Genomic DNA, 12,428 nt, shown 5'->3' with positions numbered 1-12,428 from the left:
CCGCCGGCTTTTTGGTTGGAGAACCCATGCGAGCCATCATTCTTGCGGCAGGCCTCGGCTTGCGCCTGCAACAACCGCCCGAGGCGCAATTCCCGAAGTGCCTACTGCGCTTCGACGACGTGTCGCTGCTCGAGCGCCATCTGCGCGTGCTCGACGCCGCCGGCGTCGATGAAATCGTGCTCGGGCTCGGCTTCCAGGCCGGGAAGGTCGAGCAGGAACTCGAGCGCCTCGGCCGCAGCGCCGAGATCGTGGTGAACGAGCGCTACGACCTCGGCAGCGTGCTGACCGTGCACACCGTCGCCGATGCGATGACGCGCGGCGGCGACGTGCTGCTGATGGACGCGGACGTGCTGTACGACGAGAACATCCTGCACGCGCTGGTCGCCGATCCGGACAAATCGGTGGACCGCCTGCTGATCGATCGCGACTTCGAGGCCGGCGACGAGCCCGTCAAGCTGTGCCTGAAGAACGGCGTGCCGGTCGAGCTGCGCAAGCAGCTCGCGGTCGACCTCGAATACGACACGATCGGCGAGTCGGTCGGCTTCTTCCGCTTCACCGAAGGCACCGCGCGCCGCCTCGCGACGATCGTCGCGGGCTACGTCGACAGCGGCCGCGCGAACATGCCGCACGAGGAAGCCGTGCGCGACCTGCTGCTCGAAGGCGGCCATTCGTTCGACGTCGCCGACGTCACGGGCTCGCCGTGGATCGAGATCGACTTCCCGAACGACGTCGCACGCGCCACGCAAGAAATTCTTCCCCTGATTCAACGCACGACTGCAGGAGCCGCACGATGAACGCACGCGAACCCAACTTCTCCGAATCGCGCAGCGCACGCCTGCGCCGCATGCTCGTCAGCAGCGACCTCGAATTCCTGATGGAAGCGCACAACGGCCTGTCGGCACGGATCGTCCGCGAAGCCGGCTTCAAGGGCATCTGGGCATCGGGCCTCGCGATCTCCGCGCAGTTCGGCGTGCGCGACAACAACGAAGCGAGCTGGACCCAGGTCGTCGACGTGCTCGAGTTCATGGCCGACGCGAGCGATCTGCCGATCCTGCTCGACGGCGACACCGGCTACGGCAACTTCAACAACGTGCGCCGCCTCGTGAAGAAGCTCGAGCAGCGCGGCATCGCCGGCGTGTGCATCGAGGACAAGCAGTTCCCGAAGACGAACAGCTTCATCGACGGCGAGCGCCAGCCGCTCGCCGAGATCGACGAGTTCTGCGGCAAGATCAAGGCCGGCAAGGATTCGCAGAGCGATCCCGACTTCTCGATCGTCGCGCGCGTCGAGGCGCTGATCGCGGGCTGGGGGATGGACGAGGCGCTGCGCCGCGCGAACGCGTATGCGGAAGCCGGTGCCGACGCGATCCTGATTCACAGCAAGCTGTCGCGCCCGGACGAGATCCTGCAGTTCGCGCGCGAATGGAGCGGCCGCGCGCCGCTCGTGATCGTGCCGACCAAGTACTACAGCACGCCGACCGACGTGTTCCGCCAGGCCGGCATCAGCACCGTGATCTGGGCGAACCATCTGATCCGTGCGTCGGCATCGGCGATGCAGTCCGTCGCACGCGAAATCCACGAAAACCAGACGCTGATCAACGTCGAGGATCGCGTCGCGTCGGTCAACGAAATCTTCCGCCTGCAGGACGCCGACGAATACTCGGCGGCCGAGCGTATCTACCTGTCGTCGTCGTCGCGCGCGTCGAACGCCGCGATCGTGCTCGCCGCGAGCCGCGGCAAGGGGCTCGAGGCCGTCACCGAAGACAAGCCCAAGGTCATGCTGCCGGTCGCCGGCAAGCCGCTCCTGCGCTGGCTCGTCGATGGCTTCAAGAAGCATGGCGTGAACGACATCACCGTGGTCGGCGGCTATCGCGCCGACGCGATCGACACGTCGGGCATCAAGCTCGTCGTCAACGAGCGCCATGCGCAGACGGGCGAACTCACGTCGCTCGCATGCGCGGCCGAACGCCTGACCGGCGACACCGTGATCTCGTACGGCGACCTGCTGTTCCGCAGCTACATCCTGCGCGACCTGGCGGAGAGCGAGGCCGAGTTCAGCGTCGTCGTCGATTCGTCGCTCACGGAGACCAACCAAAGCGTGCGCGACTTCGCGCTCTGCTCGGCCGCGGACGATCGCGGCCTGTTCGGCCAGAAGACGTATCTGCAACGTGTATCGAGCGACGTCGCCGCCGCCGGCACGCCGCACGGCCGCTGGATCGGTCTGCTGAACGTGCGCGGCGCCGGCGTCGATCGCCTGAAGGCGATGCTCGCGAGGCTGCAGGCGCGCCCCGATTTCGACACGCTCGACATCCCGTCCCTGCTCAACGAACTGATCGCCGCCGGCGAGAAGATCGAGGTGCAGTACGTGCACGGCCACTGGCGCGGCGTCAACGATCTCGAAGACTTCCGCCGCGCGGGCGACTTCGCGCACGGCCAGACGCCGCTGTCGGAGCCGGGCGCCGGCAACGGGGGCGCGCAATGATCGAAGCGGCCCAGTTCGTCGAGGCCGCGCGCGAACGCGGCTTCGACTGGTACGCGGGCGTGCCCTGCTCGTACCTGACGCCGTTCATCAACTACGTGCTGCAGGACCCGACGCTGCATTACCTGTCGGCGGCCAACGAAGGCGACGCGGTCGCGCTGATCGCGGGCGCCACGCTCGGCGGCAAGCGCGGGATCGCGATGATGCAGAACTCGGGGCTCGGCAACGCGGTGAGCCCGCTCACGTCGCTGACCTGGACGTTCCGGCTGCCGCAGCTGCTGATCGTCACGTGGCGCGGCCAGCCGGGCGTGGCCGACGAGCCGCAGCATGCGCTGATGGGGCCGATCACGCCCGCGATGCTCGACACGATGGAGATCCCGTGGGAGACGTTTCCGACCGACCCCGAACAGGTCGGCCCGGCACTCGATCGCGCGATCGCGCACATGGACGCAACGGGCCGCCCGTACGCGCTCGTGATGCAGAAAGGCAGCGTCGCGCCGTATGAACTGAAGGCGAACCCGGCGGCGGCGCCGCGCGCGCACGTCGCCGCGCAGTCGGCGGCACGCGCCGAAGCGCCCGCCGCGTGGCCGACCCGCCACGACGCGCTGCAGCGCGTGATCGCGCACACGCCGGTCGATTCGACCGTCGTGCTCGCGTCGACCGGCTTCTGCGGCCGCGAACTCTATGCCATCGACGACCGCCCGAACCAGCTGTACATGGTCGGCTCGATGGGCTGCGTGACGCCGCTCGCGCTGGGTCTCGCGCTCGCGCGCCCCGACCTGCGCGTGGTGGCCGTCGACGGCGACGGCGCCGCGCTGATGCGGATGGGCGTGTTCGCGACACTCGGCACCTACGGTCCGTCCAACCTCACGCACGTGCTGCTCGACAACGGCGCGCACGAATCGACCGGCGGTCAGGCGACCGTGTCGCGGCATGTGTCGTTCGCGGGCGTCGCGGCCGCATGCGGCTACGCATCGGCCGTCGAAGGCGATACGCTCGACGTGCTCGATGCGACGCTCGCGACGCAAGCCGACGGTGCGCAGTTCGTGCGCGTGGCGATCCGCACGGGCGTGCCCGACGGCCTGCCCCGCCCGACCGTCACGCCGGTCGAGGTCAAGACCCGCCTGATGCGGCATATCGGCGCCGCGCAGGCTGAAGCCCATGCCGAAGGAGCTCATTGATGCTGCTGCTGAATCCCGGCCCGGTAACGCTGACCGAACGCGTGCGCCGCAGCCTGCTGCAACCCGACCTGTGCCATCGCGAAAGCGAATTCTTCGATCTGCAGGATGAAGCGCGTGCGCGCCTCGTCGCCGCGTACGAGCTCGATCCGGCCGAATGGGCCGCCGTGCTGATGACCGGCTCGGGCACCGCCGCCGTCGAAAGCATGATCGCGGCGCTCGTGCCGCGGGACGGCAAGCTGCTCGTGATCGAGAACGGCGTGTACGGCGAGCGCATCACGCAGATCGCGACGCAGTACGGAATCGCACACGACGTGCTGAAGCACGAATGGATGCAGGCGCCCGATCTCGCGAAGATTGCCGAGCGTCTCGACGCGGGCGGTTATTCGCACGTCGCGGTGATTCATCACGAAACGACGACCGGCCGGCTGAACGACCTCGGCGCGATCGCCGACGTGTGCCGCGCGCGCGGCGTGAAAATGCTCGTCGACGGCGTCAGCAGCTTCGGCGCCGAAGCGATCGACTTCGCCGGCGGCACGATCGACGCGGTCGCCGCGACCGCGAACAAGTGCCTGCACGGCGTGCCGGGCGCGGCGTTCGTGATCGTGCGCCGTAGCGCGCTTGCGAAGGCCGCGAGCCGCACGTATTACCTCGATCTCGGTCGCCTCGCGAAGCTTCAGGACCAGCGCAATACGCCGTTCACGCCGTCCGTGCACGCGTATTACGCGCTCGTCGAAGCGCTGCGCGAGTTCGACGAAGCCGGTGGCTGGCGTGCGCGCCATGCGCACTACAAGGCGCTCGCGGATCAGGCGCAAGCCGGGCTCGCCGCGCGCGGGATGCCGCTCGTGCTGCCCGAAGGCGCATCGTCGGTCGTGCTGCGCGCGTACCGGCTGCCGCAGGGCGTCACGTACGAGACGCTGCACGATGGCCTGAAGGCGCGCGGCTTCGTCATCTACGCGGGGCAAGGCGGGTTGTCGAAGGAGTTGTTCCGCATCTCGACGATGGGCGCGATCGAAGCGGCTGATGTCGATCGACTGCTGGACGGTTTTACGGCATTGACGCAGTAACGCCGCCCTTAGTCGACGAAAGGCCCGCAAAGGGCCTTTTTCATTTGTGCCACGCGATGCCCGTCCTTCGCCGAACAACGGCGTGCGATCGGGCAGCACGGAAAGCGGGCTTCGGGCCGGCAGCGCCCTCCCCGGAAACCCGCGCAGCATTTTCGATCATGACCATGACGACACACCTTCGCCTTTTGCCGCTGCTCGCGCTCGCCGCCGCCCCGGCCGTTCATGCCGCCGACGACCAGGCCTGTGACGACGCCACCGTCGTCGCGGTCGCCCGCTGGGCCGGCATCGCGAGCGCACGCCTCGCCCCGCGCGACACGAGCCGGCTCGTCGTCGCATCGGCGTGCAAGGTCATGCCGAACGCGCCGAAGACGACAATCGCGGCCGCCGCATTCGATTCGCTGCCCAAGAGCCAGCACCCCGACGACAGCAGCAAGCTTCAGGTCGTCGCGCTCGTCGAGGGCGGCAAGGTCGTGGCAGCGGAGCGGTCGATCGTCGAGGAGGATGCCGGCACGGAAGTCGGCCCGAACAGCTATCGCATCGACACCGCGCCGTACCGGCTGTCGCCGGACGTGCGCGCGTTCGGCGTCGTGTTCACGAGCAGCGCGCGCGGGCCAAGCTGCCCCGATGCCGCCGCCAGCGAAGAGTTGACGCTGTGGATACGCGAAGGCAACCGCATCCGCCCGGTGTTCGGCACCAACCTGTACGGCTGGGTCAGCGTCGAAGGTGACGCGTGCGGCGCCGGCACGGGCAACGCGCAAAGCGAAGATGCGAAAATGACGATCGCCGTCGAGCCAGCGTCGAGCCACGGCTTCGCCGACCTGTCGATCACCGCACACGTCACGCAGACGAAGCGCGCAGACGGCAACTACTCGGAGACGGGCAAGCGAATCGCGCGCACGGTCGTCAAATACGACGGCAAGTCGTACGGGCTCGATATGTTCCGGACGTTCTGGTATTCGTCCGAGGCCCTGAAGCGTTTCAAGTGAGGCGGCAGCCAGGTCTCGCCCCGTCCGCCTACTCCACCACCTTCGGCCCGATCGCATCGGTCGGCACCGGCATCCGCAGCGCATCGTCGCGCATGCGTCGCGCCTCGCGCGCGGCGTAGCGATCCTTCAACCGCAGGAACGGCTTCTCGACGAGGAAATAGCTCGCCGTCGCGGCCAGCAGCGCCCACACGATCCCGAGCGGGAACGCGTGCGGAACCGCCAGCTCAGGATTCGCGAACGGCTGCTGCCACAGATACAGGCTGAACGAGATCGTGCCGACGAACACGACCGGCGCGGCGCGCAGCCACCGCGCGCACCAGAACTCGCTGCGGAAATTCAGCACGACGATCAGGATCGCGATCAACGCGGCCTCGAGCGTCACGCCGTAGGTTGCATTCCAGAAGCCACCGAGCCGATGTTCGGCAACGGGCATCCCGAACAGCACGATGAGGACGAGCGCCGTCACGATGCGCGTCTCGCCGCGCCACGAGCGGATCCATGCTTCGAGCCGTTCGCGGTTGAGCGCCGCGTAGCAGCCGATCAGGATCGGATCGACGCCCGTATGCAACATCATCCCGAGTTGCCCGCGCAGCGCCGGTGCGACGAAATACGTGAGCGCGCGCACCAGCGGCACGATGAGGATCAGCGCGGCCAGCCAGCGCGTGCCGCGACGGCGAGCGCCGTACACGAACAGCAGCGGCCAGAACCAGTAGAACTGCTCCTCGAGCGCGAGCGACCAGAAATGGCCGAGATACCACGCGCCGGCCGGATGCAGCGTGTTGTCGCCGGTCAGCCCGAACCACGCCGAGTAATTCCACAGATGCAGCGCCGCATACAGCCACTGCCGGCGATCGACGTCGAGCCAGCCGGCGATGGCGAGCACGCCGACGGTCGCGAGATACACGTAGCAGGCCGGCCAGATCCGCAACGCACGGCGCACGTAGAACGACGTCAGCGCGATCCCGCCAGTGCGCGCGAATTCCGCGCGCAGCACGTTGGTGATCAGGAAGCCGCTGAGGACGAAGAAGATCAGCACGCCGAGCCGGCCGTCGGCGATCAGCCGCAGCGGCGCGAACCAGCCCGTGTAGCCGCCTGGCAGCACGTGCTCCGCATGGCCGACGACGACCATCGTGACCGCGACGGCGCGCAACCCGGTCAGCTGCTTGACGCGATGGTTCATCGGCTCGTTTCCCGTTGGCACGGTGGAGGAACGGTATGAAGGCCGGCGCCCGCGACCGGCTCGCCGATATGTCGCCGGGATTTTGTCTGAAAAATATCGGAACGAAATTGCTTCAAAAAATTTCGGTGCGCCTGTCGGCCGAAATGGCCGCGCCGCACGCCCGGTGCCGACCGCCGCACGGCGGGCGGAATGAATGGGCATAATGACAAGCCTTGTCCGGCGGCGGCCGGTCCGATGCAGACACAACGAATTTTGCGGCGCCGCAATATCTGCGATACCGGCGCCGCGGTATTCCGATCGCACATCGGCCCGTGCCTCATCCGCCCTCCTGCCGACCCTCACCCGGAGCCTGCCCGTGTACCCACCGATCGAACCCTACGCCCATGGCCACCTCGACACCGGCGACGGCCACCGCATCTACTGGGAGCGCTGCGGCAACCCGTCCGGCAAGCCGGCGGTGTTCCTGCACGGCGGCCCGGGTGCGGGCTGCAGCCCCGACCATCGCCGCCTGTTCGATCCCGAGCGCTACGACATCCTGCTGTTCGACCAGCGCGGCTGCGGACGTTCGACGCCGCACGCGAGCCTCGACAACAACACGACCTGGGACCTGGTGGCCGACATCGAGCGGCTGCGCGAGATGGTGGGCGCGGAACAATGGCTCGTGTTCGGCGGCTCGTGGGGCAGCGCGCTCGGCCTCGCCTACGCGGAAACGCACCCGCGGCGCGTGAGCGCGCTCGTCGTGCGCGGCATCTTCACGATGCGCCGCGCGGAGTTGCTGTGGTACTACCAGGAAGGCGCGTCGTGGCTGTTCCCGGACCTGTGGGAGGAATTCCTCGCGCCGATCCCGGAAGCCGAGCGCGGCGACCTGATGGCCGCATACCATCGCCGGCTGACGGGCGACGACGAAGCCGCGAAGCTCGAAGCCGCGCGCGCATGGAGCATCTGGGAAGGCCGCACGATCACGCTGCTGCCCGATCCGGCGCTGGCCGCGCACTTTGCGGACGGCCACTACGCGCTCGCGTTCGCGCGAATCGAAAACCACTACTTCGTGAACCGCGGTTTCGTCGATGAAGGCCAGTTGCTGCGCGACGCGCATCGCCTCGCCGGCATTCCGGGTGTGATCGTGCAAGGCCGCTACGACATCGCGACGCCCGCGCGCACCGCGTGGGACCTCGCGAAGGCATGGCCCGACGCGACGTTCGAGATCGTGCCGGACGCCGGGCATGCGTACAACGAACCGGGCATCCTGAAGGCACTGCTCGCCGCGACGGACCGGTTCGCCGCGTAAGCCGCAACGCCAGGCGGCGCGTTGCAGCCGGCCATGCCGGCCTGCACGCGCCGCCCGCTCAAAGCGCGGCTTCGACGATCGTCCGGCCGCTGATCGCGCGCTCGACGAGCTGTTCGTCGCCGACCTTGCGGATCGCATCGTCGAGCAATCCTTCGGGCTGCTCGGTCGCGACCTTCAGCAGGCCCGACAGGCCGCGCGCATCGAGCACCACGAGCGTCTCCATCGAATCCGCGCGGCTCACGAGCACGCGACGGAATGCGGGGCCCGCGCCGAAGCTCGCGCAGAGCGCGATCGTCTCGTTACCGAGCGGGTAGTCGAAGTTCTTGATCATGTCTGCCGCCGTTGCAATGAAATGGCCACGCGCGACGGCGCGGCGCCGTGACGTCGACGCACCCGTGCGTGCCGCCGGCGCCGGACCCGGATCCGGTCCGTTCGTCGGCATCACCATGCTAGGCGGGCAGAATTAACGAAGACTTAAACGGCCGACGCGCGCGGCGCCGGCGCGACCATGCCGCGTGACTTACGGCGTATCGAGCGGCTCGACCGTCACGCCGACCTTCAGCTCCTGATCCGCGCCGCCGCCGCGGATCACGCCGCGCAGCGGCGTCACGTCCGCGTAGTCGCGGCCGATCGACAGCATCACGTAGTCGTCGCCCGGTGCGCGGTCGTTGGTCGGATCAAGCTGCAGCCAGCCGCCGTCTTCGGGCCACGCCGGGTCGTAGACGTCGACCCATGCATGCGACGCATCTGCGCCGATCAGCCGCGGCTGTCCAGGCGGCGGCTGCGTCAGCAGATAACCGCTCACGTAGCGCGCGGCGAGCCCGAGCGAGCGCAGCGCGCCGATCATCACGTGCGCGAAATCCTGGCAGACGCCCTTGCGCAATCGCAACGCATCGAGCGCCGTCGTCGTGATGTCGGTGCTGTTCGGCGTATACGCGAAGTCGGCGTGAATCCGCCGCATCAGGTCCCACGCGGCCTGCACGAGCGGCCGCCGCGGCGTGAAGCTGGCGGCCGCATACGCGGCCAGTTCGGGATCGCACGCGACGTGCGGCGACGCGAACACGAACTCGCTCGCCGCGTCGTACGGCTGCCCGGCACGAAACCGCAAGCGGTCGCGCACGGCTTCCCATGCCGTTGCATGTTCGGCGTCGGGATGCGCGATCGCGGGCGGCGGCGCGCCGCGTGCGCCCTGCGACCAGACGGGCGGGCTCACGCGCACCGTGCTGCGGCTGCGCACGAGCAGCGCGTCGTGAGGCTGGTTCAGCGCGAACGATGCGCGCGCATTGCCGAACGCGTCGATCTCGGTGCAGACCGCTTCCGGCGCGGGCTCGATGTCGAGCGCGAACGACAGCACCTGCTGGCGAGGTGTCGCGAGCGGCTGCAGCCGCGCCTGGTGCTGGGCGGATTCGACGCGGGCGGCGTAGCGGTATTCGGTGTCGTGCGTGACGCGCAGCACGCGGCCGGCCGCGACGGCCGCCGGCGTTGCGGGTGCGGTGGGCGTGGCCGCCTCCTTCGCGCTGCCGGAACCGGTCGCAGGCGGCGTCTTCGCCGCGTGTTTCGTCGTCACCATAGCGTCCTGCCCGCCTCGCGCACGTGGCTGAAATAGCGCTCGCCGATCCGGTTCGACAGCTCCCACACGGCCTTCACGGTCGCGTCGAGCGCATCGAGCAGCTTGTCGTGCCGGCCGTCGTCGCCGGTTTCGCACAGCTCGTGCAGCGACCACGCGGGCACGTCCGGAATCGTCTCGGCCAGTTCGGACAGCGCATAGCCCTCGCTGCGCTCGACCTTCGTCAGCCGGCCGCGCAGCGCCTGCACGACCCAGCCGAGCGAGCGCGGATTGTCGGTGTCGAGCACCACGAGCGACAGCAGCGGCGCGACGTCGAAACCGCGCTGGAACCGCGAGCGGAATGTGATCGTGCTGTCGAACAGTTCCAGCACGAGTTCGAAGCCGTCCTGCCGATGCACGGCGCCATCGTCGAACGCGAACTTCAGCACGCTGCACAGGAAGTCCAACCGGTCGATCTGCCGGCCGATCGACAGCAGTCGCCAGCCGTCGTCGCGCGTCATGTTGTCGGTCTGCGCGCCGGTGATCGCGCCGAGCAGCAGCCCCAGCCGCTCGAGCAGCTGCAGCGCCTCGTTGCCGATCTGCTCCTCGGCTTCCGGATGATCGGCGCTGTCGGCGAACAGTTGCGTCGCGTCGTCGATCAGCCGCCACTGATCGCTCGACAGCCGCTCGCGGATCGCGGCGGCGGCCGCGCGCATCCCGAACAGGCACGACGCGATGCCCGACGTACGGTCCGCGCCGCGCGTCAGCGACGTCGCGAGCGCGTGCTGGAACGCGCGCGGCGCATCGACGGCGTTCGGTGCGTCGGGCGCGATCAGCCCGGTGTCGCGGCATAGCGTGTCGATCAATTCCAGATGCGCGGGACTGTCGACGTCGTCCTCGCCGCGCAGCCGCTCCAGCGCGGCGCGCGCGAGACGCATCAGGTTGGTCGCGCGCTCGGTGTAGCGGCCGAGCCAGAACAGGTTCTCGGCCGCGCGGCTCGCGATCGCGCGCGGGCGCTCGACCAGATCGTCGGGGCCGAGACGGGTCTGCAGCAGCGTCGTCGAATCGACGATGCCTTCGGTCATCACCCACGTATCGACGGTGCTGCCGCCGCGCGGCATCGGCGCGTTGAACAGCGTATCGCGCGTGCCGACCCGCGACAGCCCGCCGGGCAGGAGCCGCCAGCGTTGCGCGCCATCGGCGAGCGCGAACACGCGCAGCAGCAGCGGCTTCGGCACGATGCGCGCGCCGCCGGAGCCGTCGGGCGCGTCGGGCCCCGGCCAGGTCGGCGCCTGCGACAGCGGCAGGTCGGCCTGCACCGTGTAATGCTCGGGCCGGGCCAGGATTCGCGCACGCCATTCGGCCAGCTGCGCCGGCGTGAGCCGCGCGCCGATCACCGGGTCGAACGCGCCGCCGGCCTGCGCGTCGGGCGGATACGACGGCTTCACGATGCAGCGCGCGAGCTGCGCCAGCGCGTCGTCGCATGCCGCCGCCTCGCCGCACCACCACGAATGCACGGCGGGCAACGTCAGCGTTTCGCCGAGCAGCCCTTCCGCGAGGCGCGGCATGAAACCGAGCATGCCCGGCGATTCGAGGAAGCCGGAGCCGGGCGCATTCGCGAGTAGCACGTTGCCGGCGCGCACGGCCTGCAACAGCCCCGGCACGCCGAGCAGCGAATCGGGCCGCAGTTCGAGCGGATCGAGCCACGCGTCGTCGACGCGCCGCAGGATGCCGTGCACGGGTTCGAGCCCGCGCAAAGTCTTCAGGAATACGCGGTTGTCACGCGCGGTCAGGTCGCCGCCCTCGACGAGCGTGAGGCCGAGGTAGCGCGCGAGATACGCGTGCTCGAAATACGTGGCGCTGTGCGGCCCCGGCGTCAACAGCACGATCCGCGAATTCCTGGCGGCCGGGCTGAGCGCCTGCATGCTCTGCAGCAGCGACCGGTACGCGGACGCGAGCCGCTGCACGCGCAGCCCGCGGAAGCCGCGCGGAAAGAGCCGCGACACGATCAGCCGGTTCTCGAGCAGATAGCCGAGCCCGGACGGGCCCTGCGTGTGCTGCGCGACGATCCGCCATTGCCCGTCGGGGCCGCGCGCGAGGTCGAACGCGACGACGTGCAGCCACGTATCGCCCGGCACGCGTGCGCCGCGCATCGCGCGCAGGTAGCCCGGATGCCCGGTCACGAGCGCGGGCGGCAGCAGCCCGCGCTGCAGGATCGTCTGCGGCCCGTACAGGTCGGCCATCGTCGCGTTGAGCAGCCGCACGCGTTGCAGCACGCCGCGCTCGATCGCGACCCAGTCCTCGGGCGTGACGATCAGCGGCAGCAGGTCGAGCGACCACGGGCCGGCCGCGCCGTCGCCCGCGCGTTGTTCGTGGAGCTGATAGAACAGGCCGTTCTCGCGCATGCGGCGCTGCAGCGCATCGGCGCGGCGGTCGAGGTCGGCCACGCCGTCGCTGCCGATCGACGTGAAGAAGCTGCGCCATGCAGGCGCGAGCAGCGGCGCGGTGAGGCCGGCGGCGCTGCCGCGCAGTTCGTCGTAGCGGCCGGCCGCGGCCGGCGCCGCGAGCGCGGCGGCCAGTTCCGCGGCATCCGGCTGCGCGCCGGTATCGAAGAGCGTGGGCATCGCGTCGGCGAGATCGTCGGGGTGAATGGGCGGCACGGTCGATATCGTTCCGTCGTCAGGGGGCGAGCGCACCCGCGCGCCGC

11 protein-coding genes are annotated in these 12,428 nt (G+C 69.3%); 7 read left to right on the top strand and 4 right to left on the bottom strand.

Going from position 1 to position 12,428, the window contains the following annotated elements; genetic code table 11:
- The first annotated feature begins 26 nt into the window (after positions 1-26).
- The 5 genes from WS87_RS21530 (at position 27) to WS87_RS21510 (ending at position 5,707) form a co-directional block, all read left to right on the top strand.
- Positions 27-794, top strand: coding sequence for a phosphocholine cytidylyltransferase family protein (locus tag WS87_RS21530; protein ID WP_059524991.1), 768 nt, complete (start codon positions 27-29; stop codon positions 792-794).
- Positions 791-2,479 (top strand): phosphoenolpyruvate mutase, encoded by a 1,689-nt coding sequence (gene aepX, locus WS87_RS21525; RefSeq protein WP_059818900.1) that lies wholly within the window; start codon positions 791-793, stop codon positions 2,477-2,479. Before WS87_RS21530 ends, aepX begins: the two co-directional genes overlap by 4 nt.
- Positions 2,476-3,657: a phosphonopyruvate decarboxylase gene (aepY, locus tag WS87_RS21520; RefSeq protein ID WP_059524987.1), complete on the top strand. Its 1,182-nt coding sequence runs from the start codon at positions 2,476-2,478 to the stop codon at positions 3,655-3,657. Before aepX ends, aepY begins: the two co-directional genes overlap by 4 nt.
- Positions 3,657-4,721: a 2-aminoethylphosphonate aminotransferase gene (locus WS87_RS21515; RefSeq protein ID WP_059818899.1), complete on the top strand. Its 1,065-nt coding sequence runs from the start codon at positions 3,657-3,659 to the stop codon at positions 4,719-4,721. The genes aepY and WS87_RS21515 overlap by 1 nt, the downstream gene beginning before the upstream one ends.
- A gap of 164 nt (positions 4,722-4,885) precedes the next feature.
- The gene (locus WS87_RS21510) at positions 4,886-5,707 is read left to right on the top strand and encodes a hypothetical protein (RefSeq protein ID WP_059819637.1); all 822 of its coding nucleotides are present in this window, start codon (positions 4,886-4,888) and stop codon (positions 5,705-5,707) included.
- Positions 5,708-5,735: 28 nt separating this feature from the next.
- Here WS87_RS21510 and WS87_RS21505 read toward each other — a convergent pair whose 3' ends face one another.
- On the bottom strand, positions 5,736-6,887 hold the full coding sequence (locus WS87_RS21505) for an acyltransferase family protein (RefSeq protein WP_059818898.1): 1,152 nt from the start codon (positions 6,885-6,887) through the stop codon (positions 5,736-5,738).
- 35 nt (positions 6,888-6,922) lie between these two features.
- Between WS87_RS21505 and WS87_RS33715 the strand changes: the two genes are divergently transcribed.
- Together WS87_RS33715 and pip are read left to right on the top strand one after the other, a co-directional pair.
- Complete coding sequence (locus tag WS87_RS33715) at positions 6,923-7,090, top strand: hypothetical protein (protein WP_156437134.1); 168 nt, start codon at positions 6,923-6,925, stop codon at positions 7,088-7,090.
- 152 nt (positions 7,091-7,242) lie between these two features.
- Entirely contained in the window at positions 7,243-8,175 is a 933-nt protein-coding gene (pip, locus tag WS87_RS21500) for a prolyl aminopeptidase (protein ID WP_059524980.1), read from the top strand.
- Between the two features lie 58 nt (positions 8,176-8,233).
- Here the strand turns inward: pip and WS87_RS21495 are convergent, their stop codons facing one another.
- The 3 genes from WS87_RS21495 to WS87_RS21485 form a co-directional block, all read right to left on the bottom strand.
- Positions 8,234-8,506, bottom strand: a complete 273-nt coding sequence (locus WS87_RS21495; protein ID WP_059525674.1) for a hypothetical protein — start codon at positions 8,504-8,506, stop codon at positions 8,234-8,236.
- A gap of 189 nt (positions 8,507-8,695) precedes the next feature.
- Positions 8,696-9,745 carry a transglutaminase family protein gene (locus WS87_RS21490; protein ID WP_059818897.1) on the bottom strand — a complete coding sequence of 350 codons (1,050 nt, stop codon included), beginning with the start codon at positions 9,743-9,745 and terminating at the stop codon, positions 8,696-8,698.
- On the bottom strand, positions 9,739-12,345 hold the full coding sequence (locus WS87_RS21485; RefSeq protein WP_059819636.1) for a circularly permuted type 2 ATP-grasp protein: 2,607 nt from the start codon (positions 12,343-12,345) through the stop codon (positions 9,739-9,741). The genes WS87_RS21490 and WS87_RS21485 overlap by 7 nt, the downstream gene beginning before the upstream one ends.
- Between the last annotated feature and the right edge of the window lie 83 nt (positions 12,346-12,428).

This window comes from Burkholderia sp. MSMB0856 (assembly GCF_001524645.2).
In the GTDB taxonomy this organism is placed as follows: Bacteria; Pseudomonadota; Gammaproteobacteria; order Burkholderiales; family Burkholderiaceae; genus Burkholderia; species Burkholderia diffusa.
Note: the sequence above shows the minus strand (reverse complement) of the source record. Positions and strands in the feature narration are given on the sequence as shown.

What these genes read in the sequence shown, in the direction of transcription:
- WS87_RS33715 (WP_156437134.1), top strand. Translation starts at nt 6,923, where the DNA reads ATGAAGGCCGGCGCCCGCGACCGGCTCGCCGATATGTCGCCGGGATTT.
- WS87_RS21515 (WP_059818899.1), top strand. Translation starts at nt 3,657, where the DNA reads ATGCTGCTGCTGAATCCCGGCCCGGTAACGCTGACCGAACGCGTGCGC.
- WS87_RS21510 (WP_059819637.1), top strand. Translation starts at nt 4,886, where the DNA reads ATGACGACACACCTTCGCCTTTTGCCGCTGCTCGCGCTCGCCGCCGCC.
- WS87_RS21485 (WP_059819636.1), bottom strand. Translation starts at nt 12,345, where the DNA reads ATGCCCACGCTCTTCGATACCGGCGCGCAGCCGGATGCCGCGGAACTG.
- WS87_RS21530 (WP_059524991.1), top strand. Translation starts at nt 27, where the DNA reads ATGCGAGCCATCATTCTTGCGGCAGGCCTCGGCTTGCGCCTGCAACAA.
- aepY (WP_059524987.1), top strand. Translation starts at nt 2,476, where the DNA reads ATGATCGAAGCGGCCCAGTTCGTCGAGGCCGCGCGCGAACGCGGCTTC.
- WS87_RS21505 (WP_059818898.1), bottom strand. Translation starts at nt 6,887, where the DNA reads ATGAACCATCGCGTCAAGCAGCTGACCGGGTTGCGCGCCGTCGCGGTC.
- aepX (WP_059818900.1), top strand. Translation starts at nt 791, where the DNA reads ATGAACGCACGCGAACCCAACTTCTCCGAATCGCGCAGCGCACGCCTG.
- WS87_RS21495 (WP_059525674.1), bottom strand. Translation starts at nt 8,506, where the DNA reads ATGATCAAGAACTTCGACTACCCGCTCGGTAACGAGACGATCGCGCTC.
- WS87_RS21490 (WP_059818897.1), bottom strand. Translation starts at nt 9,745, where the DNA reads ATGGTGACGACGAAACACGCGGCGAAGACGCCGCCTGCGACCGGTTCC.